Raw genomic sequence first — 19,488 nt, forward strand, 5'->3', positions numbered from 1 at the left:
TGTTATGAAAAAGTAGTTAAACAAAAGGGGTTAATAGGGTGTGGTATTTATCAAATTTGAATTATGTAAGTGTATAGAATTAACCGTTAAAGAGGTGTAAAAAGATAACATTTCAATAACATATGACTTGAATTTTAGTAACATTTTTGTGGTCAATAAGTACGTAAGGAATATATGAGTGATATTTACATATGGATGATCGTTGCTTTGGCGGTTTTGGCTATTGCAGATCTTATTGTTGGGGTAAGTAACGACGCCGTAAATTTTTTGAATTCTGCTATTGGTTCTAAGGCAATTTCTTTTAGAACTATTATGATAGTTGCCAGTATTGGGATTGCTGCTGGTGCTATTTTTTCTAGTGGACTGATGGAGGTGGCCCGAAAAGGAATTTTTGTTCCGGGAGAATTCTATTTTGATGAGATCATGATCATTTTTATGGCCGTGATGATTACCGATATTTTACTTCTCGATTTCTTTAATACCCTAGGAATGCCTACATCAACTACCGTTTCTATTGTCTTCGAATTATTAGGGGCAGCGGTTTGTGTTGCACTTTTAAAAATATCTGCCGATGCTGATCTTTCGGTATCCGATCTGGGTCACTTTATTAATACCAAAAAAGCGGGCGAAATTATTGCTGGAATCTTATTATCTGTAGTAGTAGCATTTTCTATAGGTGCTATTGTGCAATATGTTTCACGATTGCTATTATCTTTTAATTTTGAAAAGAAGGCCAAGTGGGTTGGAGCTTTTTTCGGAGGAATTGCACTTACTTCAATTTTATATTTCATCTTTATAAAAGGAATCAAAGGAACCAATTATGCAAATTCTATAGTAGAAGTATTGTATGATGGTGGAGCAGAAGGACTTTTAGATTGGGCGAATGCTACTTTTAATAGTTCTTATGAAAGCACAAAAGAATTAATCAAAGCAAAAAAAGATCTATTTAAAATAAATGTAGAGTCGGGAACAGTAGCTTTAACACTCAGAGGTTTTTTAGAAACCAATGTATTGTTGATTGTTCTCGCTGGTTTTGCTTTTTTATCACTTTTATCATACCTAATTATTGCTGTATTTAAAACCAGTATTTATCGACTTATTATTATCGTTGGTACCTTTGCTTTGGCACTAGCCTTTGCAGGTAATGATCTAGTAAATTTTATCGGGGTTCCTATTGCAGCATGGCAATCATATGAAGCCTGGGCGGCATCTGGTGTTGCTGCAGAATCTTTTACTATGGGAGTTTTAGCTTCAAAAGTCGCAACGCCAACTTATTTACTATTAGCAGCTGGTTTGATTATGGTGCTAACACTATGGTTTTCTGCAAAGGCTCGAAATGTTGTTAAAACGTCTATTGATTTATCACGTCAGGGAGATGGAGATGAGAAATTTAGGCCTAATTTCTTATCTAGAGAAATTGTAAGACTTACTATAGTAACTTCAAATGCTATCACTGCAATTATGCCAAAATCCTTTAGGAAGTTGAGTGAAAATCAATTTGATGAAACTGAAGTGATGGCTGCAAATGCTTTTGTTAAAAAAGAAGATTTACCAGCATTTGATTTGGTTAGGGCAGCAGTCAATTTAATGGTAGCTGGTATTTTGATATCTATAGCTACTTCTATGAAATTACCTCTGTCTACTACCTATGTAACTTTTATGGTAGCCATGGGTACTTCTTTGGCAGATAGAGCTTGGGGCAGTGAAAGTGCTGTATATCGCGTTGCCGGAGTGTTAAATGTTATTGGAGGTTGGTTCTTTACTGCGATAAGCGCGTTTATCGCGGCAGCGACCATTGCATTTCTTATTAATATAGATCAACCAATTATGACGGGTGTTTTATTACTTGTCGCCCTATTATTATTAATAAGAAGTACAATAAAATACCGTAATAAAACTAGAGCAGAAAAGGCAGAAGATAGACTCAAGAAGTCTGAAAGCAGCTCTATACAAGGAGTTATCGAAGAAAGTGCAGATAACATCAAATCTTTTGTAAATCGTGGAAATAAAATTTATGGCAATACTATAGAAAGCTTGGCTAAATATGATTTATCGGCTTTGAAGAAAAGCAGAAAAGGAATTGCCAAATTAGAAAATGAAGTAGAAGAACTTAGGGATAGTATTTTTTATTTTATCAAAAACCTGGATGAGTCTAGTGTTGGGGCCAGTAATTTCTATATTTCAATTTTAGGATATTTAGAGGATATAACGCAATCATTAGAATATATATCCAAAGCGAGCCACAAGCACGTTAATAATAATCATAAAAGACTTAGATTCAATCAGATTAAGGATCTAAAAGAAATTGAAGACCAACTAGGTCAATTTTTTGCACATATTAAAGCTGTTTTTGATCAGAGAGAATTCAATACTCTCAATGGTATTATAAGTGAAAAACAAGAATTGTTCACATTGGTAAATGATAAAATCAATAAGCAGGTTGCCAGAACAAGAACCGAAGAAAGCAGCCCAAAAAATACTACTTTGTATTTTGGGTTATTGATGGAAACCAAGGATTTGATTACTGCCACGATGAACTTATTGGCAACCTATAGAGATCATCAGGATTAATCTTTGTAGCTGTTTTTTACAAGGTTAAGGAATTGTTATCCGTATAAGATTTTTACGTTAGATTATTGTTTCCTTGATAGATAGTGTTAAAATTTTCATTGTAACATAGTATATTTACCTGTCGTGATATAACTTTAGGAAAACATGAACAAAAAAGATATTACAATTTTATTGGTAGACGATGAACCAGATATTTTGGAAATCGTAGGATACAACCTTACTGCAGAAGGATATAATGTTATTACTGCAGAAAATGGAGTAGATGCCGTAAAAATTGCTAAAAAGAAAAAACCTCATTTGATAATTCTGGATGTTATGATGCCCGAAATGGATGGTATCGAAGCATGTGAGCAAATACGTAAGTTGCCCGATATGCAAAATACTATCATTACGTTTCTTACTGCCAGAGGCGAGGACTATTCTCAGGTAGCTGGTTTTGACGCAGGAGCAGATGATTACATTACAAAACCAATTCGACCAAAAGTATTGGTAAGCAAAGTAAAAGCATTATTGCGCCGACTTAAAGAAGAAGAGTCATCAGATAACGTTGTAAAGATTGGAACTCTTGTTATCAATAGAGACGAGTATAAGATTATTAAGGATAAAAAAGAAATCGTTTTACCAAGAAAAGAGTTTGAATTATTATCTTTATTGGCCTCTAAACCTGGTAAGGTATTTAAGCGAGAAGATATCTTGGATAAGGTTTGGGGTAACGAGGTTATCGTTGGAGGCCGAACTATCGATGTTCATATTAGAAAATTAAGAGAAAAAATCGGCGATACTAGTTTTAAAACTATTAAAGGAGTTGGATACAAGTTTGTAGTTTAATGGCAGAAAATTTTAAAAAGTCGTATCGGTTTGCATACCTTTCGTCTTTATACATAACGGTTTTATTAACGCTCGCTTTGAGCGTTTTTTTATACTTTCAGTCTGTACTTAACCCATTATTTATAATTGGTTTTGTTATAGTTTGCTACGCAATTTGTTTTTTGATCGTTCAATACAGGGTTGAAAAATTTATTTACCGTAGGGTACGTAGAATCTATGATGATATCGAAATGCTTGATGTCGAAAAGATTGGTGACAGTCCTGTTACTACAGATATGCGAACACTTATTAAGGAAGTCGAGAAATTTGCGCAAAAACGTAAAACAGAAATTGAAACCTTAAAGATTAGAGAAACCTATCGAAAAGAATTTATGGGTAACGTTTCTCATGAGTTAAAAACCCCTTTGTTTACAGTGCAAGGGTATATCCTTACGTTATTAGACGGAGCCAAAGATGATCCCAAAATTTTAGAGAAATATCTCAATCGAGCTAGCAAAGGTGTAGATCGCCTTATTTATATAGTAAACGATCTGGATATGATCACCAAGTTGGAAACAGGGGATCTTAATCTTAATTATACTAATTTTGATATAGTAGAATTGGTACAAAGCGTTTTCGATTTGTATGAAATGAAAGCCTCAAAAAAGAACATCGCGCTTACCTTTGATATGAATTATACAGACCCCATAATGGTCAATGCGGATAAAGAACGTATACAACAGGTACTTTCAAATCTAATTGTCAATTCTATTAAGTACGGAAAAGAAGATGGAACTACCGAAGTAAGTATTGAAGATTTGATCCGTAATAAGACTATTGTTAGAATTACAGATAACGGAGAAGGAATAGCACAAGCACACATCCCTCGACTTTTTGAACGTTTTTATCGTGTAGATAAAAGTGGTTCGCGCAAAGAAGGGGGGTCAGGTTTAGGGCTTGCGATTGTAAAGCATATTATCGAAGCTCACCACGAACGTATTTATGTAGAGAGTGATTATCGGGTGGGAAGCGAATTCTCATTTACCCTGGAAAAAGTGAAAAAGTTCCCCGTAGTCGATATCGGTACTAAAACTGCTTAGACCTCTATACATATTTAAATCTCGTAATTTTTTAAGTGTAAATTCATCTTGGTTACAACTGGGTACCAATTTATTCACCGTTAATCGTTGTGCCAAATATTCTTGTTCAAATTGACCCGGTGTTGGGATAAAGAAAGCTTTCTTTTTGAGCTTGGCCAAATCCATTACAGTAGTATATCCCGACCTTGAAATAATCAAATTACTGCTATTTATAGTGTCTTCTAGCTCTTTTCCAGTAAGATAGTTATGAATAGTAATGTTGTTTTTTACATAAGTCTTTTGAGTTTCTTCTATCAATCCGCGAACAAATACTATTTTCTTGTCGCTTTGTTCAAACTCCTGAAATAGCTTTTGTTCTAATAAAGTTCGTTGTGGCTCGGGTCCAGAAAGAAGTACCATAATATCATACTTTTTAGGAATGATCTGATATTCAAACCTGCTTAAAGGACCTAGGTATGTCACGGGGACACTACTTTTTTTGGGATGTCCTAATTCCCCACTTAAATTAGGATCATCTGCCATATCAGGAACCCAACATACATCAAACTTCTTGATGTATTTATTATGTAGTTTTGTGCTAAAAGATGTTGTATTGCCACTTAAAACAGTTAATTGATGGGTTATAAATACTGAAGGTACATTTTTGTGTCGCACTCCCATTCTGTTGTCAGAAATAATTCCACAATAGTTTTCTTCCTCGATAATCTTTTTGATGATCTTTTTTTCTGAACTAATTGCATGAGCAATTTTAGGGCTGTTTAACAACATCTTAAACTTAAAATTATTTGCCTTTTTGGAGTATTCGATATTATATGAAGGAAGTGTTTTAGTCTGAAGCTCTGGAAACTCCTTTTTTAATAAAGAAAGAGCAGCGCCATCAGAAGCGATAACAGGTTCTATACCTTGATCAATTAAAGCGTTAATAATTGGTATACAGCGTGTTGCATGTCCTAGGCCCCAATTCAGAGGAGCTACAAGTACTTTTTTGTCCAAATGTCCTAGTTTTTAGTTTGTTAGAGCGACTGACTAATTCATCATAATTATAAAATTAATCCTATTTCCTTGTGGCGATATTTCCTTAATTTTACCAAAAAATTATCTTTAGTGAAACTTGATGTAGAAAAGTATATAAGCATATAAGCATTAGGCAGTAATTGTAACAGATATAGATTTAAGAAGACTAGTATATAAGAAACAGAAGAATACGTGGGAAGCAAGAATAAGTTAAAGCGATTTAATGAAAATAAAACCTTTCATAATGTGGTGGAACCTACTAGAGATGAAGTGTTAACCAATGCATTAGGCTTAAAAGGAAAATGGAACGAAAAGTTCTTTAAAAATTCGAACCCGGTCGTTCTCGAATTGGGATGTGGTAAGGGTGAATATACCGTGGGATTGGCAGAAAAATATCCTGACAAAAACTTTATTGGTATTGATATTAAGGGTGCCAGATTCTGGCGCGGTGCCAAAACAGCCATAGAAAGTGAAATGAATAATGTTGGGTTTATAAGAACCCAAATAGAGCTTATTGAGCATATATTCAATAAAGGAGAGATTGATGAGATTTGGATCACGTTTCCCGATCCACAGATTAAATACAAGCGCACAAAGCATAGATTAACCAATCATCAATTTTTACAACGCTATAAAAAAATTTTAAAACCCGATGGGATTGTTCATCTCAAAACCGATAGCGAGTTTATGCATGGGTATACATTGGGATTATTGCATGGCGAAGGGCATCAGGTACTCTATGCCAATCATAACGTGTATCATAATGAAGGATCTCCGGAAGAAGTGACATCCATTCAAACTTTTTATGAAAAACAATATTTAGAAGAAAATAAACCTATAACTTACATCCAGTTTAAGATCTCTTAATTGCACCTCAATTTTGGAAACTACGAAACTTTTTCTAGTCACTTTTTTTGCTTCGCTGGTAGGGGTGATTCCTCCCGGACTGGTAAATATGACCGTGGCCAGAACATGTCTGGAAAGAGGTAAAAACAATGGAATTTTGGTAGCCATTGGTGCATCGATCATTGTGTTGTTACAATCATTAATAGCCATTCTTCTGGCCAAGTATATTTTTTTTAACCCTTTTGTGAAAAATATACTACTTAGAACCGGTGCCGTAATCTTTTTCCTCATGGCAATTTATTTCTTTGCCAAAGCAAAACAACGTGAGACAAAAATTAAAGTGTATCGAAATAATAATACTCGAAGTTTCTTTAAGGGAATGATGATGTCTGCCATTAATGTATTGCCTATACCCTATTTTGTGGCTATTGCAGCAGGGATGAGTGTAAGTGGCAAGATAGAGTATGATGCTCCAAGAATTATTGCATTTGTAATAGCAGCAGGAAGTGGAACTTTTGTTACACTTTATTTTTATGTGCTATCCTTTTTAAAAATTGAAAAGAAAACAGCCTCTATTACCAAATATTCTAATTATTTTATGGGAATTTTAATGTTAATTTTGGTAATCATTACCCTGGCAAGAATTGTATACACATGGGAATAAAAAAAGAAGAAGCAAATTTCTTTGATCGGGTCTATGAAGTGACAAGACGTATACCTTATGGTCGAGTTACTTCCTATGGGGCTATAGCCAAATATTTAGGTGCGGCCAGAAGTGCTCGTATGGTGGGTTGGGCGATGAATGCCTGCGATGGCCGTGAAGATGTTCCTGCCCATCGTGTTGTAAATCGAAAAGGTGTTCTAACGGGGAAGCATCATTTTCAAGGGACCAACTTAATGCAACAACTATTAGAAAGTGAAGGGATTGAAGTGATTGATAACCAAATTCAAGACTTTAATACTGTGTTTTGGGACCCTGCTACTAATTTATGATTTATAAAGGAATCAATAATTAAAAAGAAACCCCAACTCCTACAGAAAAGGTAGAAAGATCCAAAGAACCTATTTTTAAATGTTCATACCCTCCCGAAACTTTATAGCGATTTACGTGGTAGTTTAAAAGTATAGTAAATTTATTTACGGTTTCTTCATTAATAAAGGTTTGGTTAAAAGTAGTTTCCAGACTAAAAGGCTTTGTAAAAAACAACTCTGCTCCAAGCCCATAGGTGAATCCCCATTCATCTATTTCACCATCAACATAAGCCGCACCTAATCCCCACCAGGCATTAAAACGTTCTGTGCGTACGCGATGATATTTTCCTAGGGCCGTATATATAGCAAGAGAATTACTACCAAAATTGGTGTTTTCTTCCCACAGTTGTAGGTAATCGATTTCTAAACCGGCTCTTTGAAGAAATCGCATATCAAGATTCATATGATTTCCATACAATTTACTGTTTTCAGAAATAAACCTACTAGATAAAGTGGTTCTAAACACTTGTGTATCCTCACCCCATTCATAGGCATAGTTTCCTTTGGTAGCATTGAAATAGGGATATTTTGTAATTGATGCAGTACTTGCTGCGTATTCTGTTTCAATTGGTATTTCTATAATGGTATAGTAAGATGTGTACAAAACGGCTTCAACCAGCAGAGCGCCAAATGTTTCGGCAAGAAAATTATTTTCAGAAAAGTCATCATCATTATCATTATTTCCAGACCTTGAATTTCGATTATTACGCTGCTCTTTTTTGGCCAAACTTTCTTCTGCTTTTTCGAGTTTTCCTTGTGCCTGAGTGATGTTGAAACTTAAAACTAATGTTGTAAATAATAGAGTCGCCCTTTTCATGTTTGTTGATTGTAAAAATTCAAAATTGGGTAAGCACATAAATTGTACCAGATTTTGAAAAGGGGTTTATTATTAAAGACAATATTGGTATAAATCATTTCGATTTTCAGACTTTAGAATGTGAACTTTTCGACCTATCTTTGTATTTAGAATAGATTTATACAGATTTGTTCTTCAGAAAAAGAAAAAATACGCATGAAGCTAGAAAAATCAGATATATTAAAAGCACTAGAAACCATTACAGTTGCAGGAGAAGGAAAGAATATGGTAGAAAGTGGTGCAGTAAAAAATGTGATTACTTTTGGAGATGAGATTGTGGTTGATTTGGTATTGTCAACACCAGCATTGCACATTCGTAAACGTGCTGAAGTAGATGTTATGAAAGCGATCCATGATAAGGTTTATGAAAAAGCAAAGGTAACGGTCAATGTAAAAGTTGAAGCTCCGGAAACTCAAACACCAAAAAATGAAATAAAAGGGAAGCCAATTCCTGGGATTACCAATATAATTGCGGTAGCTTCAGGTAAAGGTGGTGTTGGGAAATCTACAGTTACTTCAAATTTGGCAGTGACTTTGGCCAAAATGGGTTTTAATGTTGGGCTTCTTGATGCCGATATTTATGGTCCTTCGGCACCTATTATGTTTGATGTTGAAACAGAAAGACCACTTTCGGTAAAGGTTGGTGATAAATCCAAAATGAAGCCTATAGAAAATTACGGAGTAAAAATCTTATCAATAGGATTTTTTACACAGCCAAATCAAGCAGTAGTTTGGAGAGGGCCTATGGCAGCCAAAGCATTAAATCAAATGATTTTTGATGCAGCTTGGGGAGAGTTGGATTTTCTTCTTCTAGATTTACCACCGGGTACAGGAGATATTCATTTATCGATTATGCAGTCCTTGCCAATAACAGGAGCTGTAGTAGTGAGTACTCCACAAAATGTGGCATTGGCAGATGCCAGAAAAGGGGTGGCAATGTTTCAGCAGGAAAGTATAAATGTACCTGTATTAGGTATTATCGAAAACATGGCGTATTTTACACCAGAAGAGCTTCCTAACAATAAATATTATATCTTTGGAAAAGAAGGTGCTAAGCATTTATCCGAGGATCTTGAAGTACCATTTTTGGGAGAGATTCCTCTTGTGCAAAGTATCCGTGAAGCTGGAGATGTGGGTAGGCCAGCTGCCCTGCAAACGGCCACAGCAATAGAAAAGGCATTTGAAGAGTTGACTAAAAATGTCGTTCAGGAGGTAGTGAACAGAAACGAAAATTTACCCCCTACTGAAGCAATTAAAATAACAACCATGGCAGGATGTTCTGCCATAAAAAAATAGAGAGATGACATCTGAAGAGTTAAAAGCAAATGTAGAAAAGGCTTTGGAAGAGATCCGACCTTTTTTAGAAAGTGATGGAGGTAATATCTCTTTGATCGCAATTGAAGATGACAAAAGAGTCAAAGTTCAGCTAGAGGGAGCATGTGTAGGTTGTAGTGTAAATCAGATGACCTTAAAATCGGGAGTTGAAATGACTATTAAAAAATATGCTCCGCAGATCGAAGAAGTATTAAATATAGCTTAAATAAAGCATTATACTTTTGAAGCCCTACAATCCTAGGAATAATCCTAGTGATTGTAGGGTTTTTTAATTCCAAAAAATGGATGCAATATTGGTATTCGTAGAATAATCAGATCATAAATAAGCCAACTTCCCAAGAAAGTTCCGACGGTTAAGATTAAAAACTTAGGTAAAAAAGCCCACTTAAGATTCATGATATAATATGCTATAACTATAGTAATGGTTTGATGCAATATGTAAAAAGGATATACTGCACGATTACAATATGCCAATAGGTTGCTTTTCTTGTTTAAGTACTTGGCTCCAAAACCAAAAATTACCAATATCCATGACCATAAGTTGGTTACTTTTATTAACCCCTCGGTTAAGTGAATATAAATATTATCTTTTCCTATGATCCAAATTATTAATTGCATGGTAAAAGTGGTAATTCCTATAAGTAAAGCGTTATTTTTTATTCGCTCTACGCTATTCCAAAATTCCTTTCCAGAAGCTATAAGTATAAATCCGAAGAAGAATAAAACAAGAGAATTGAAAAAATTGAACCAGTCATCAATTAATGCATGTGTCACTGGAAAAAAAGGCTCAACCAAAACTTCAAGAAAGTATAAAGGAATTATAAATAGATACAGGCCATAATGCTTTTGTGTTTTTTCTTTAATCCAATTCACAAATAGTGATGGTTTTCTTTTTAAACGAATAAATACCGGTGAAAGTAGTATTGAAAATATAAGGAGATAAGGTAAAAACCAAAGATGGTGCCAGCTTATATTACCTTTGGGGTATACACCAATAAAAGCTTGCGTTTTAAAATATGTAAAATAAGAGCCCACAAACTCGGCTTCATGTAGTCGCTCAAAATAAATTTGTGGCGGGACTATAAATATCATTCCAAAGATAAGTGGAATAAGCAATCTTTTGATTCGCTCCCCATTGAATTGCAAAGTGTTTCTATAAGAAAGAGCATAATATGTTCCCATACCAGAGATCACAAATAGAATAGGCAATCGCCATTGATTTAAAAATAACATGGGCCAACGAATCCATTCTACAAGAACGTTGTTTTTAAGGTGCCAGCCCCAGGGTACAAAAAACATACCCACATGATAAAATATTAACAATCCAAATACGATTACACGTAACCAATCTAGGTCATACCTTCGAATTTTCGCTTCCATAATTTTTTGGTTTTATGGAATCAAATTTGAATGTTTTCAAAAGAAAAAGCCTATAAAACAAGGTGAAGTATGTCCAAAATTACAATTTTGGACAGGTTATTCAGATACTATTCTGTCCTGAAGAGCGAGAAATGCCTTTGGAGACATTTTTACATGTTTTTTGAAAGCATTATAAAATGAAGATCTTGATTTAAAACCTACAGAGTTACCAATACCTTCTATAGTCAATTGTTGATAATTGGGATCCATTAATCTTTTTTTGGAAAGATCAATTCGGTAGGAATTAATAAAATCATTAAAGTTTAATCCCATAGAGGTATTGATAATTTGCGAAATATAATTTGAGGTTGAACCTAATGAAGTTGCCAGATTTTTTAACGAGGCAGACTCTGAAAGATAAAATTGTTCATGCTCGACAAAGTCCTTTATCTGTTGCATAGAGATACTATCAGGTTTAAAACGTGTGGTTTCATATTTATCTGCAAGCCAAGAATGTTCAAAGAATCTAGATTCCGAGAGCAGCACAAAGGATGTAATAGTTACTATTAAGGTATGAAATATAAAAATATAGTGATCTCCAGCATCATCTTCAAAATTCAGAAATACAACAAAAATCAATACAAAAGCACCCAAAAGAAGTAATAAGGTATTTCTTGAAAAGTTATATTTATTAAGCCTTAAATTTTCAGCATTGCTAATGTTGCGTGTAGAAGCATGTCTCCATATAATGCGTAAAGAAAGTAGAATATAAATAACAAAACTAAATAAGATAAACCATCGTAACTCATCTTTAACAATCAAATAGGTGTAATCGATATTATCGGGTACGCTTATGCGTTTAATATTTGGAAAGTATGCGCCTAGGTAAGCATTAATTTTTATTGAAATAGGTTGCAGATAATATTGTATTTGAGAAATAAAATACAAAATAGCTGGTAGTAGATGAATATATAATTTATTGAAAGAGATTGATTTTCGTTCTAATAAAGTATAAACAAATAAATATATAGACGGAGCCAGAAGAAGCACTAAAGGCTCGGTACTGTCATTTAGATGCGGGGCATATTTGATAAGACCTGTATAGCATAAAAAAACATCGGTAGCAATAAGGGTCTGAATAAGTAAGGACCACCCAAATATTTTAAAGGCAGTTCCTTTTTTTGAGGTTCTAAAAAGAATAACCGAACTTAACAAGAAACCTACAAAAATGCCCATAAAAATGAAGTATGATACTGCATTATGTCGTATAGGAATTTGATCTATTATACTTTGCACGGTTTCCATAATAATGGTATTATGATATAATAAAATCTGTAAGTTTTTTGGGTCCTACCAAAGGAGTTCTAATAATTTTAAGAGTACCATCTTCAATAGTAGATATATGCCATTTAATTAATGTGATATTGCCGTTTTCAATTTCCATTCCTGTAATACAACGAGGATGTACACAACTTCCGTCATTAAACAAAGGTAATTTTCCTGCTTCAGGAAATCTAGGGCGATGTGTGTGGCCAAAAATAGTGAGCAAGTTATTATTATTTGCGATCCATTTTTTAAGTCTACGCTCGACCCTAATCGTTTCTTTATAATTTTGAGCCGGACTAGTAGGATCGGATATACCTATTACTTGTAATGGTTTCCATAAAATACGAACCAAAAATCTATGAATACGCCATCCAGTATAATTCATAAAATCTGCCTGATGTCCGTGTAATAAAAAAACCTCCTGATGTGTGTCTTTATGCTTTAAAACGATGGCTTCTTCAAATTTAATATTGGGAAATAGAGGAACTTCTTTGTTTGTTTTGTGGTCCAAATAGTAGCTAAGATGCTTTCTTACGTATTTTGGATCCCTATAAACCATATCATGATTACCCCAAATCATCTCCAACCTATTCTCTTTATAAAATAATTGAAGTAATTCATACGCATTTTTGTGAGCCCTTAAAATCATATTAAAACTATGATTTTCCCAGAGTTCATCTCCATCTCCTAACTCACAATACGTAAAACCTTCATTATAATAGTGGGTAAGCGCATGAATGTAAATATTCCTGTTATTGGCAAATTCGTCGGCAAAGCTGTTATCCCCACGGTGACAATCACTAAAAAGTATAAACTTAGACTGATCATCAAACGGTATTATTTTGGCATTTTTATAAGCACGATCCAGACGGGATTGAGAGGACATATACTAGGTTTTTGGTAAATAAAGATACAATAGTATATGTTTTATTGAGAATAGTTTTTGAAAATTAGATAATAACCTGGTCAGGTAGTATCAAAAGGTATTATTGTACCCCAATGAATTTAAAAACTTCATACACCAAAATAGCTGGCCAGACAATCGCCTTGAGAACCCCTAAAACACCCATCCAGAAACTTGTGGCATTACTAATGAAATAAATAATTGCTCCAATACACCCAAGCCCATACACTTTACTGGAAGAAGCCTCTCTTTTTGCTGTTTCTTTCATGCTAAAATATTTCTGTGCCTACTTATTTATTCTTCCGATTGCACAACTTACATAAGATTTGGCCTTTGTGGTTAGGTTGTTTTTATCTCCATGAATAGGATACCCAAGTCTTGTGAGTTCTTTTTGCACAGTTTCTATACCGTCTTCAGTTTCATAATTAAATGAGACCGTGCAATCTTCAGTGTTTACTGCAATATTTTTTATCCCTTTAAGGGTATGAAGTTTCTTTGCGATGGTACTTTCACAACCACTACATTTTAAATTTTGTATTGTTACCGTTGTTTTCATTGTCTGGATTTTAAGAGCTAAACGTATTAAAATTTCATGATTTGGATTATGATAAATATCAGGAATAACAAATAATATAGCTGATTTATGTCATTTTTATTGGAGAAAGCTACTTCTATATTTGAGTAATTAAGAGAAAAAGCTATGACACAGTCACTTCGTATAGTAGAAAGAACAAAAGCTTTTTTTATAGAAGTTGGGGATTTGTCATTTTTTGCCGGACGCTTTTTTAAAGAAGTGTTTACCCGACCATTTGAGTTTCAGGAATTACTTCGGCAATGTTATCATATTGGTAATCGTTCTCTACTCTTGGTAGGTGTCACAGGATTTATTCTTGGTTTGGTGTTTACATTGCAATCCCGACCCACACTTATGGAGTTTGGAGCAGAATCATGGATGCCTTCTATGGTTGGAATTTCGATAGTAAGAGAGATAGGCCCCGTGATTACTGCATTAATTTGTGCAGGGCGAATTGGCTCGGGGATTGGTGCAGAATTGGGATCTATGCGTGTAACAGAGCAAATAGATGCTATGGAGGTTTCGGGTACAAACCCTTTCAAGTATTTGGTGATTACCAGGATTACTGCCACCACACTTATGCTGCCTATTCTTATCGTTTTTGGAGATACAATAGCATTGTTTGGATCTGCCATTGTAGAAAATTTAAAGGGTGCAGTATCCTATCAATTGTATTTTAATCAGGTTTTTGATGCTATCGAATACAGTGATGTTATACCAGCTACCATAAAATCATTCTTTTTTGGCTTTGCTATTGGATTGGTGGGTTGCTATAAGGGGTATCATTGTAAAAAGGGTACAGCAGGAGTAGGAGAGGCTTCAAATTCTGCGGTGGTCTATACTTCAATGCTTTTGTTTATAATTGATTTTATAGCGGTGTTTTTGGCAGATATATTTTTTGAGATTTAAATATGAATGAAAAAGGTAAGATACTTCCTGTTTTAGAAATCAAAGATCTAAAAAAGAGCTTTGGAGATAACCATGTGCTAAAAGGATTTAGCCTGCAACTGTTCGAAGGTGAAAATTTGGTAGTTATGGGTAAGTCGGGATCTGGAAAATCAGTAATGATAAAATGCCTGGTAGGTTTGATGCAGGCCGACAGCGGAAGCATCAGAATAAAAGATCATGACATTACCATTTTGGGACAGACAGAATTAGATCTGTTACGAACAGAAATCGGGTTTTTATTTCAGGGAAGTGCTTTGTATGATTCGATGACGGTAAGAGAAAATCTTGAGTTTCCTTTGCGAAGGCATAAAGAAAAACTGAATATGACCGAACATACTGAAGCCCTGATCATTGAAGCTTTGGAAAATGTTGGTCTCGAGGATGCTATCGATTTAATGCCTGCAGAGTTATCGGGTGGAATGCAACGTCGTGTAGCTCTTGCAAGAGCGCTTATTCTAAAACCTAAAATCATTTTATATGATGAACCTACTACAGGATTAGACCCGATTACAGCCAAAGAGATTATTCAATTAATGCGAAGCATTCAGAAAAAATACGGTACATCATCATTAATCATTACCCATGATGTAGATTGTGCAAGAGTGATCTCTAATCGAATCATTTTATTGGTGGATGGCGTTAATTATGCTGAAGGGAGTTATGAGGAGTTATCCACATCAAATGATCCACAGGTAAAAGCATTTTTTAAACATTAGAAAGAAAAACGATAACTATGAAAAAAACAGCTTCACAAAAATTAAAAGTAGGCGTTTTTGTTGTGGTAGGAACATTGTTGCTTATCGCAGCATTATACTCTATCGGAAATCGACAAAACCTTTTTGGTAGCAATATCAGGATACTTTCTGTGTTTACCAATGTTAATGGACTTGAGTTGGGTAATAATGTACGCTATTCCGGGATTAATGTAGGAACAGTAAGTAAAATTAAAATGGTAAGTGACCACCAAATCATTGTCGAAATGCTGATTCAGGAGCATATTGGGCAACATATTAAAAAAGATGCAGTGGCTACCATTGGCTCTGATGGTCTTGTAGGGAATATGATTGTAAATATCATCCCGAGAGAAAGTAAAAAACTACCCGTTGTATCGGGAGACACGATTCAATCATACAGTAAGATTGGCACCGATGATATGTTGACCACCCTGAATGTTACCAATGAAAATGCAGCTCTATTAACCGCAGATCTACTCAAAATTACAACTCAAATACTTGAAGGAAAGGGCACTCTGGGATTATTGATAAACGATTCGATCATGGCCAATGATCTGAAAAGAACTATTTATGAATTACGAAAAGCAAGCTCTGGCGCTTCAATGGCTATTACCGAACTTAATGATATTATTTCATCAATAAACAACAATGAAAGTGTTGCAGGAGTCTTGTTAAATGACAGTATATCCGGACAAAAAATGAAAACAATTGTTACCAATTTAGAGCAGTCAAGCATAAACATAACCGAAGTTAGTCAAAACTTGAATACCGTTGTAAATGATATTAAGGAAGGAGAGGGTGCAATAAATTATTTATCCAATAATCCTGATTTGGTAAAACAAATTGATGCAACTATGAGTAATATCGAAGCAGGAACTCAACGCTTTAATGAGAACATGGAAGCTTTGAAGCATCATTTCCTTTTCAGAGGGTATTTTAGGAAAATAGAGAAAGAAAAGAAAAAAGAAAACAAGAATTAAATTCAATGGCCATGAAAATAGAACATCTTGAAGAACGAGTAAGTGATTATCGAAACTCTATACAAACTGTGGTCGACAAGCGAATGCTTTGGAAAAATACGACCAAAAATGTATTGCTAAAAACCTTGAAAGAGATTGCAAAACAATATGATATTGGGTGGAAAGTTCAGGAATTAAACTGGATACGAAACAATGAAGCGGTCAATATTACTTTTGATTCTTTTCCGCCAGAAATGATAGATTGTACCAATTTGATTCCGGCATATCAGTTTTTACCTGGCGGGGCACTTATTTTTTCGCAATCATATAATGGTGATGTTTTTATCTTTATGATACTACCCGAGATTGAAAATACACCACGAGATAATAACCTCAAGGAATTGGGGCAGTATACTCCCGATATGATCACAGAAAAAATGATTGTAGAAAAAGTAGACGAGTTTTTAAAAGAGATGATTAGATGGGAAGAGCCTTCATTAAAAAACAAAGTAGGATATTAATTGTTGGAAAAACGTGCATGATTTTGTTCCCAGAGCCACCATTTTCTTTTATAAGTAACTTTTTTTAAGCCATATTTTTTTACCGAGTATGTTTTAAGATAGTCTACCATTTCTTCAACAGAATCAGTGATAAAAAGGGAGCTCAATTCTTCGGCAGAGATCATTTCCTTTGTTTTCATTAATTCAATATGTTCAAGAAGTTCTTTATGGTATTCCTTTCCGAATAAAATTACTGGAAACTCTTTAATCATTTTGGTTTGCACGAGTAGCAGAGACTCAAAGAACTCATCCATAGTTCCAAACCCGCCTGGCATGACAATAAAAGCATAAGAATACTTTACCAGTAATACCTTTCTAATAAAAAAATAAGGAATATTGATCCATTTATGAAGATATGGATTTGGTTTTTGCTCTTTTGGAAGTAAAATTTTACATCCTACAGAGTATCCTCCCGCTTCATAAGCTCCTTTATTGGCAGCTTCCATAATACCTGGGCCACCCCCGGTCATCATTGTAAAACCCATTTTTGCAATCGCAGCACCAATTTGTTCTGTCTTTTGATAGAAGATATCTGAAGGAGGTGTTCTTGCAGATCCAAAAACAGTAACACAAGGACCTATAAAGTGCATTTTTCTAAATCCAAGAACAAAATTTCTAAGTACTTTTAATGTGAAGTAGAATTCTCTAAACCGCGAGCGAGGTCCGGCCAGAAAAGAATACTCTTCGGTTAGTTTTGGTAAATTGTTGTTCATAGAACTACTTTTTAGAGATTAGGCCTTGTTATTGTGCGTATCCAAATGATGTTGTAATAACTGCTTTAAACTATCCAAGTAATCTCGAAGATTTTGTTCATCAGTTTTGGGGTTATTACTAGATGGAATTGTGATGGGTTGTTCCTCTATGAATTTATACAATTCGGGATAATTGGTTTCAATATTGGTGGTAATTTTGGTGATCTCAGAGATTAGATTTTTTGAAGTTTCCATGATGATGTGTTTAAATTTTTTAAGATAAAAATCGGGTATTGACTTTATACTATTGAAGATACAATAAAAATGATTTAATGATAGTTAAATTGATGCTAATGCATTTGTTTTCAATATTTTTCATTCGATTTTGTAATCAATAATACTTGCATTAAAATACACTAGCCTTCTATCTTCAAGGTCCCAGATGGCAATCATTTTATTAGGGAGCAACATTTGGTTGTAAAGCTTATACTCTCCTACTTCTCCTATAAAATCCTCAAGTGTTGTGCCTCGGTACCTTTTGGTTCTATAGGATTCGATCATTCCGTTTTCATCAAAGTAGAAGTAGCCTATCAAAGATTGATTGTCTTTGGTTATGGTTCCTTTTACGGTTTTGTGGTCAACGTTTTCCCAAGTAATGTCGGGGTCCAGAAAACCTATAGGAAACCAAATTAATTCTCCAAAATAGCGTCCCAAAGAACTTTGGTCAACTTCTGCACCAGTGTGCTGCTCGACATTTTTAATTCCTAATAAACTCACCAATACTTCCCCTTTTTGGTTTAGGTATTTGTCTCTTATTAGCATAGGTAACGCTTTAGCTTTCCATATAAAACCTGGGTTGTTGGAAGACATGTGTTGTATTGCTGAAAATGAAATCCAGCCTTTTTTGGGATCAGTTTGGATTTTACCTTTTTGCCGAAATGTAACATGACAATATTTGGGCTTTCCTATAATTTTGGTTTTAATAAGGTAATTTTTCATTAACTCTGGAAGTTCTTTAAGATCGTTTTCAGAGATTTTTTCTTTTAAGATCGCATTCGAAGTAAATAATATTGTTTTCTCTTTTTTTACTTTTTTATCAAATGATGATATTCCAATTAATGAGATAATGATGATCAGTAAAACGAGAATCCCTACAATAGTCAAAGTCATTTTAGCAATTTTTTTCATACCATGATTTACCTTATAATACTACCATCACCCATTTCGATAATACGATCGGTTTTTTGGGCAAAATCGATGTCATGAGTTACGACCAGAAGCGATAAACCTTGCTCGTCACTAAGTTGTTTGAAAATATTAAAAACATTGTCAGAATTATAACTGTCCAGGTTACCAGTGGGTTCATCGCCCATTATTATTGAAGGATTATTGATCAGTGCCCTGGCGATTGCAACACGCTGCTTTTCTCCACCAGAAATTCTCGAAGCTCTTTTTTTTGCTAGATGGTCTATCCCTAGAACACGAAGTTTTTCTATAGCATCATGTTCTATTTCTTCTAGTGTCTTTTCACCAAGTTTTTTTGCCGGAAGCATTACATTTTCGAGCACAGAAAATTCAGACAACAAATAGTGAAACTGAAATACAAATCCTATATGTTTATTTCTTAAATATGATAGTTCTTCTCTCCCTTGTCCTGTAATCAATTCTTCATTAAGATATAATTCTCCGTCATAATCGGTATCCATCGTAGATAGGATGTAAAGCAATGTAGATTTGCCACATCCAGATTTCCCCATAATAGAGGCAAATTCACCCGTAGTAACTTTAAAACTAATATCTTTCAACACATGAAATAATACAGGTTTTTTGAAATATTTGTTGATATTTTTGGCTTCAAGAACTGTTTTCAT

General features: G+C 34.4%; 23 protein-coding genes. 12 read left to right on the top strand and 11 right to left on the bottom strand.

The genetic code is table 11. From position 1 onward, the window contains the following. The first annotated feature begins 174 nt into the window (after positions 1-174). The 3 genes from U6A24_RS19425 to U6A24_RS19435 all read left to right on the top strand — a co-directional run bounded on the left by U6A24_RS19425 (position 175) and on the right by U6A24_RS19435 (position 4,478). Positions 175-2,571 carry an inorganic phosphate transporter gene (locus U6A24_RS19425; protein WP_324181678.1) on the top strand — a complete coding sequence of 799 codons (2,397 nt, stop codon included), beginning with the start codon at positions 175-177 and terminating at the stop codon, positions 2,569-2,571. A gap of 144 nt (positions 2,572-2,715) precedes the next feature. Beyond that, a complete protein-coding gene (locus U6A24_RS19430; RefSeq protein WP_324181679.1) occupies positions 2,716-3,399 on the top strand; it encodes a response regulator transcription factor in 684 nt (227 codons plus the stop codon). Further along, positions 3,399-4,478, top strand: a complete 1,080-nt coding sequence (locus U6A24_RS19435; protein ID WP_324181680.1) for a sensor histidine kinase — start codon at positions 3,399-3,401, stop codon at positions 4,476-4,478. The genes U6A24_RS19430 and U6A24_RS19435 overlap by 1 nt, the downstream gene beginning before the upstream one ends. Here the strand turns inward: U6A24_RS19435 and U6A24_RS19440 are convergent. Then, the gene (locus U6A24_RS19440; protein WP_324181681.1) at positions 4,416-5,471 is read right to left on the bottom strand and encodes a glycosyltransferase; all 1,056 of its coding nucleotides are present in this window, start codon (positions 5,469-5,471) and stop codon (positions 4,416-4,418) included. The genes U6A24_RS19435 and U6A24_RS19440 overlap by 63 nt on opposite strands. 213 nt (positions 5,472-5,684) lie before the next feature. Here U6A24_RS19440 and trmB point away from each other — a divergent pair, with 213 nt between their 5' ends. The 3 genes from trmB to U6A24_RS19455 are packed head-to-tail and all read left to right on the top strand — an operon-like array spanning position 5,685 to position 7,331. After that, positions 5,685-6,359: a tRNA (guanosine(46)-N7)-methyltransferase TrmB gene (gene trmB / locus U6A24_RS19445; RefSeq protein ID WP_324181682.1), complete on the top strand. Its 675-nt coding sequence runs from the start codon at positions 5,685-5,687 to the stop codon at positions 6,357-6,359. Between the two features lie 13 nt (positions 6,360-6,372). Further along, positions 6,373-7,002 carry a LysE family translocator gene (locus tag U6A24_RS19450; RefSeq protein ID WP_324181683.1) on the top strand — a complete coding sequence of 210 codons (630 nt, stop codon included), beginning with the start codon at positions 6,373-6,375 and terminating at the stop codon, positions 7,000-7,002. Continuing rightward, positions 6,993-7,331, top strand: coding sequence for an MGMT family protein (locus U6A24_RS19455; protein ID WP_324181684.1), 339 nt, complete (start codon positions 6,993-6,995; stop codon positions 7,329-7,331). Before U6A24_RS19450 ends, U6A24_RS19455 begins: the two co-directional genes overlap by 10 nt. 19 nt (positions 7,332-7,350) lie before the next feature. Here U6A24_RS19455 and U6A24_RS19460 read toward each other — a convergent pair whose 3' ends face one another. Next, on the bottom strand, positions 7,351-8,187 hold the full coding sequence (locus U6A24_RS19460) for a hypothetical protein (protein ID WP_324181685.1): 837 nt from the start codon (positions 8,185-8,187) through the stop codon (positions 7,351-7,353). A 195-nt stretch (positions 8,188-8,382) separates the two neighbouring features. On the opposite strand from U6A24_RS19460, the gene U6A24_RS19465 reads away from it, so the two are divergent. Together U6A24_RS19465 and U6A24_RS19470 are read left to right on the top strand one after the other, a co-directional pair. After that, complete coding sequence (locus U6A24_RS19465) at positions 8,383-9,522, top strand: Mrp/NBP35 family ATP-binding protein (protein ID WP_324181686.1); 1,140 nt, start codon at positions 8,383-8,385, stop codon at positions 9,520-9,522. A 4-nt stretch (positions 9,523-9,526) separates the two neighbouring features. Further along, positions 9,527-9,766 (top strand): NifU family protein, encoded by a 240-nt coding sequence (locus U6A24_RS19470; protein ID WP_324181687.1) that lies wholly within the window; start codon positions 9,527-9,529, stop codon positions 9,764-9,766. Positions 9,767-9,810: 44 nt separating this feature from the next. Here U6A24_RS19470 and U6A24_RS19475 read toward each other — a convergent pair whose 3' ends face one another. The 5 genes from U6A24_RS19475 to U6A24_RS19495 form a co-directional block, all read right to left on the bottom strand. After that, positions 9,811-10,941: an acyltransferase family protein gene (locus U6A24_RS19475; RefSeq protein WP_324181688.1), complete on the bottom strand. Its 1,131-nt coding sequence runs from the start codon at positions 10,939-10,941 to the stop codon at positions 9,811-9,813. A 96-nt stretch (positions 10,942-11,037) separates the two neighbouring features. Beyond that, positions 11,038-12,225 carry a helix-turn-helix domain-containing protein gene (locus U6A24_RS19480; RefSeq protein WP_324181689.1) on the bottom strand — a complete coding sequence of 396 codons (1,188 nt, stop codon included), beginning with the start codon at positions 12,223-12,225 and terminating at the stop codon, positions 11,038-11,040. Between the two features lie 10 nt (positions 12,226-12,235). Next, positions 12,236-13,132, bottom strand: coding sequence for a metallophosphoesterase (locus U6A24_RS19485; RefSeq protein WP_324181690.1), 897 nt, complete (start codon positions 13,130-13,132; stop codon positions 12,236-12,238). Positions 13,133-13,232: 100 nt separating this feature from the next. Then, entirely contained in the window at positions 13,233-13,418 is a 186-nt protein-coding gene (locus U6A24_RS19490) for a hypothetical protein (RefSeq protein ID WP_324181691.1), read from the bottom strand. Positions 13,419-13,436: 18 nt separating this feature from the next. Further along, entirely contained in the window at positions 13,437-13,706 is a 270-nt protein-coding gene (locus U6A24_RS19495) for a heavy-metal-associated domain-containing protein (RefSeq protein WP_324181692.1), read from the bottom strand. Positions 13,707-13,850: 144 nt separating this feature from the next. Here U6A24_RS19495 and U6A24_RS19500 point away from each other — a divergent pair, with 144 nt between their 5' ends. The 4 genes from U6A24_RS19500 to U6A24_RS19515 are packed head-to-tail and all read left to right on the top strand — an operon-like array spanning position 13,851 to position 16,886. After that, positions 13,851-14,633: an MlaE family ABC transporter permease gene (locus U6A24_RS19500; protein ID WP_324181693.1), complete on the top strand. Its 783-nt coding sequence runs from the start codon at positions 13,851-13,853 to the stop codon at positions 14,631-14,633. Between the two features lie 2 nt (positions 14,634-14,635). After that, positions 14,636-15,388: an ABC transporter ATP-binding protein gene (locus U6A24_RS19505; RefSeq protein WP_324181694.1), complete on the top strand. Its 753-nt coding sequence runs from the start codon at positions 14,636-14,638 to the stop codon at positions 15,386-15,388. A 17-nt stretch (positions 15,389-15,405) separates the two neighbouring features. Next, on the top strand, positions 15,406-16,386 hold the full coding sequence (locus tag U6A24_RS19510; protein WP_324181695.1) for an MlaD family protein: 981 nt from the start codon (positions 15,406-15,408) through the stop codon (positions 16,384-16,386). Positions 16,387-16,397: 11 nt separating this feature from the next. Continuing rightward, a complete protein-coding gene (locus tag U6A24_RS19515; protein WP_324181696.1) occupies positions 16,398-16,886 on the top strand; it encodes a hypothetical protein in 489 nt (162 codons plus the stop codon). Here U6A24_RS19515 and U6A24_RS19520 read toward each other — a convergent pair. The 4 genes from U6A24_RS19520 to U6A24_RS19535 all read right to left on the bottom strand — a co-directional run bounded on the left by U6A24_RS19520 (position 16,883) and on the right by U6A24_RS19535 (position 19,488). After that, a complete protein-coding gene (locus U6A24_RS19520; RefSeq protein ID WP_324181697.1) occupies positions 16,883-17,638 on the bottom strand; it encodes an LOG family protein in 756 nt (251 codons plus the stop codon). The two genes, U6A24_RS19515 and U6A24_RS19520, sit on opposite strands and share 4 nt — an antisense overlap. A gap of 18 nt (positions 17,639-17,656) precedes the next feature. Continuing rightward, on the bottom strand, positions 17,657-17,872 hold the full coding sequence (locus U6A24_RS19525; protein ID WP_324181698.1) for a hypothetical protein: 216 nt from the start codon (positions 17,870-17,872) through the stop codon (positions 17,657-17,659). Between the two features lie 120 nt (positions 17,873-17,992). Next, positions 17,993-18,805, bottom strand: a complete 813-nt coding sequence (locus U6A24_RS19530; protein WP_324181699.1) for a DUF6544 family protein — start codon at positions 18,803-18,805, stop codon at positions 17,993-17,995. A gap of 8 nt (positions 18,806-18,813) precedes the next feature. Then, a complete protein-coding gene (locus tag U6A24_RS19535; protein ID WP_324181700.1) occupies positions 18,814-19,488 on the bottom strand; it encodes an ABC transporter ATP-binding protein in 675 nt (224 codons plus the stop codon).

The organism is Aquimarina gracilis, from assembly GCF_035285365.1.
GTDB lineage: Bacteria > Bacteroidota > Bacteroidia > Flavobacteriales > Flavobacteriaceae > Aquimarina > Aquimarina gracilis.

Bases quoted from the DNA above. Each gene is read 5' to 3' on its own strand.
- U6A24_RS19505 (WP_324181694.1), top strand. From the start codon at position 14,636: ATGAATGAAAAAGGTAAGATACTTCCTGTTTTAGAAATCAAAGATCTA.
- U6A24_RS19430 (WP_324181679.1), top strand. From the start codon at position 2,716: ATGAACAAAAAAGATATTACAATTTTATTGGTAGACGATGAACCAGAT.
- U6A24_RS19530 (WP_324181699.1), bottom strand. From the start codon at position 18,805: ATGAAAAAAATTGCTAAAATGACTTTGACTATTGTAGGGATTCTCGTT.
- U6A24_RS19515 (WP_324181696.1), top strand. From the start codon at position 16,398: ATGAAAATAGAACATCTTGAAGAACGAGTAAGTGATTATCGAAACTCT.
- U6A24_RS19535 (WP_324181700.1), bottom strand. From the start codon at position 19,488: ATGAAAACAGTTCTTGAAGCCAAAAATATCAACAAATATTTCAAAAAA.
- U6A24_RS19425 (WP_324181678.1), top strand. From the start codon at position 175: ATGAGTGATATTTACATATGGATGATCGTTGCTTTGGCGGTTTTGGCT.
- U6A24_RS19490 (WP_324181691.1), bottom strand. From the start codon at position 13,418: ATGAAAGAAACAGCAAAAAGAGAGGCTTCTTCCAGTAAAGTGTATGGG.
- U6A24_RS19470 (WP_324181687.1), top strand. From the start codon at position 9,527: ATGACATCTGAAGAGTTAAAAGCAAATGTAGAAAAGGCTTTGGAAGAG.
- U6A24_RS19460 (WP_324181685.1), bottom strand. From the start codon at position 8,187: ATGAAAAGGGCGACTCTATTATTTACAACATTAGTTTTAAGTTTCAAC.
- U6A24_RS19500 (WP_324181693.1), top strand. From the start codon at position 13,851: ATGACACAGTCACTTCGTATAGTAGAAAGAACAAAAGCTTTTTTTATA.
- U6A24_RS19435 (WP_324181680.1), top strand. From the start codon at position 3,399: ATGGCAGAAAATTTTAAAAAGTCGTATCGGTTTGCATACCTTTCGTCT.
- U6A24_RS19520 (WP_324181697.1), bottom strand. From the start codon at position 17,638: ATGAACAACAATTTACCAAAACTAACCGAAGAGTATTCTTTTCTGGCC.
- U6A24_RS19510 (WP_324181695.1), top strand. From the start codon at position 15,406: ATGAAAAAAACAGCTTCACAAAAATTAAAAGTAGGCGTTTTTGTTGTG.
- U6A24_RS19475 (WP_324181688.1), bottom strand. From the start codon at position 10,941: ATGGAAGCGAAAATTCGAAGGTATGACCTAGATTGGTTACGTGTAATC.
- U6A24_RS19495 (WP_324181692.1), bottom strand. From the start codon at position 13,706: ATGAAAACAACGGTAACAATACAAAATTTAAAATGTAGTGGTTGTGAA.
- U6A24_RS19455 (WP_324181684.1), top strand. From the start codon at position 6,993: ATGGGAATAAAAAAAGAAGAAGCAAATTTCTTTGATCGGGTCTATGAA.
- U6A24_RS19525 (WP_324181698.1), bottom strand. From the start codon at position 17,872: ATGGAAACTTCAAAAAATCTAATCTCTGAGATCACCAAAATTACCACC.
- U6A24_RS19485 (WP_324181690.1), bottom strand. From the start codon at position 13,132: ATGTCCTCTCAATCCCGTCTGGATCGTGCTTATAAAAATGCCAAAATA.
- U6A24_RS19465 (WP_324181686.1), top strand. From the start codon at position 8,383: ATGAAGCTAGAAAAATCAGATATATTAAAAGCACTAGAAACCATTACA.
- U6A24_RS19480 (WP_324181689.1), bottom strand. From the start codon at position 12,225: ATGGAAACCGTGCAAAGTATAATAGATCAAATTCCTATACGACATAAT.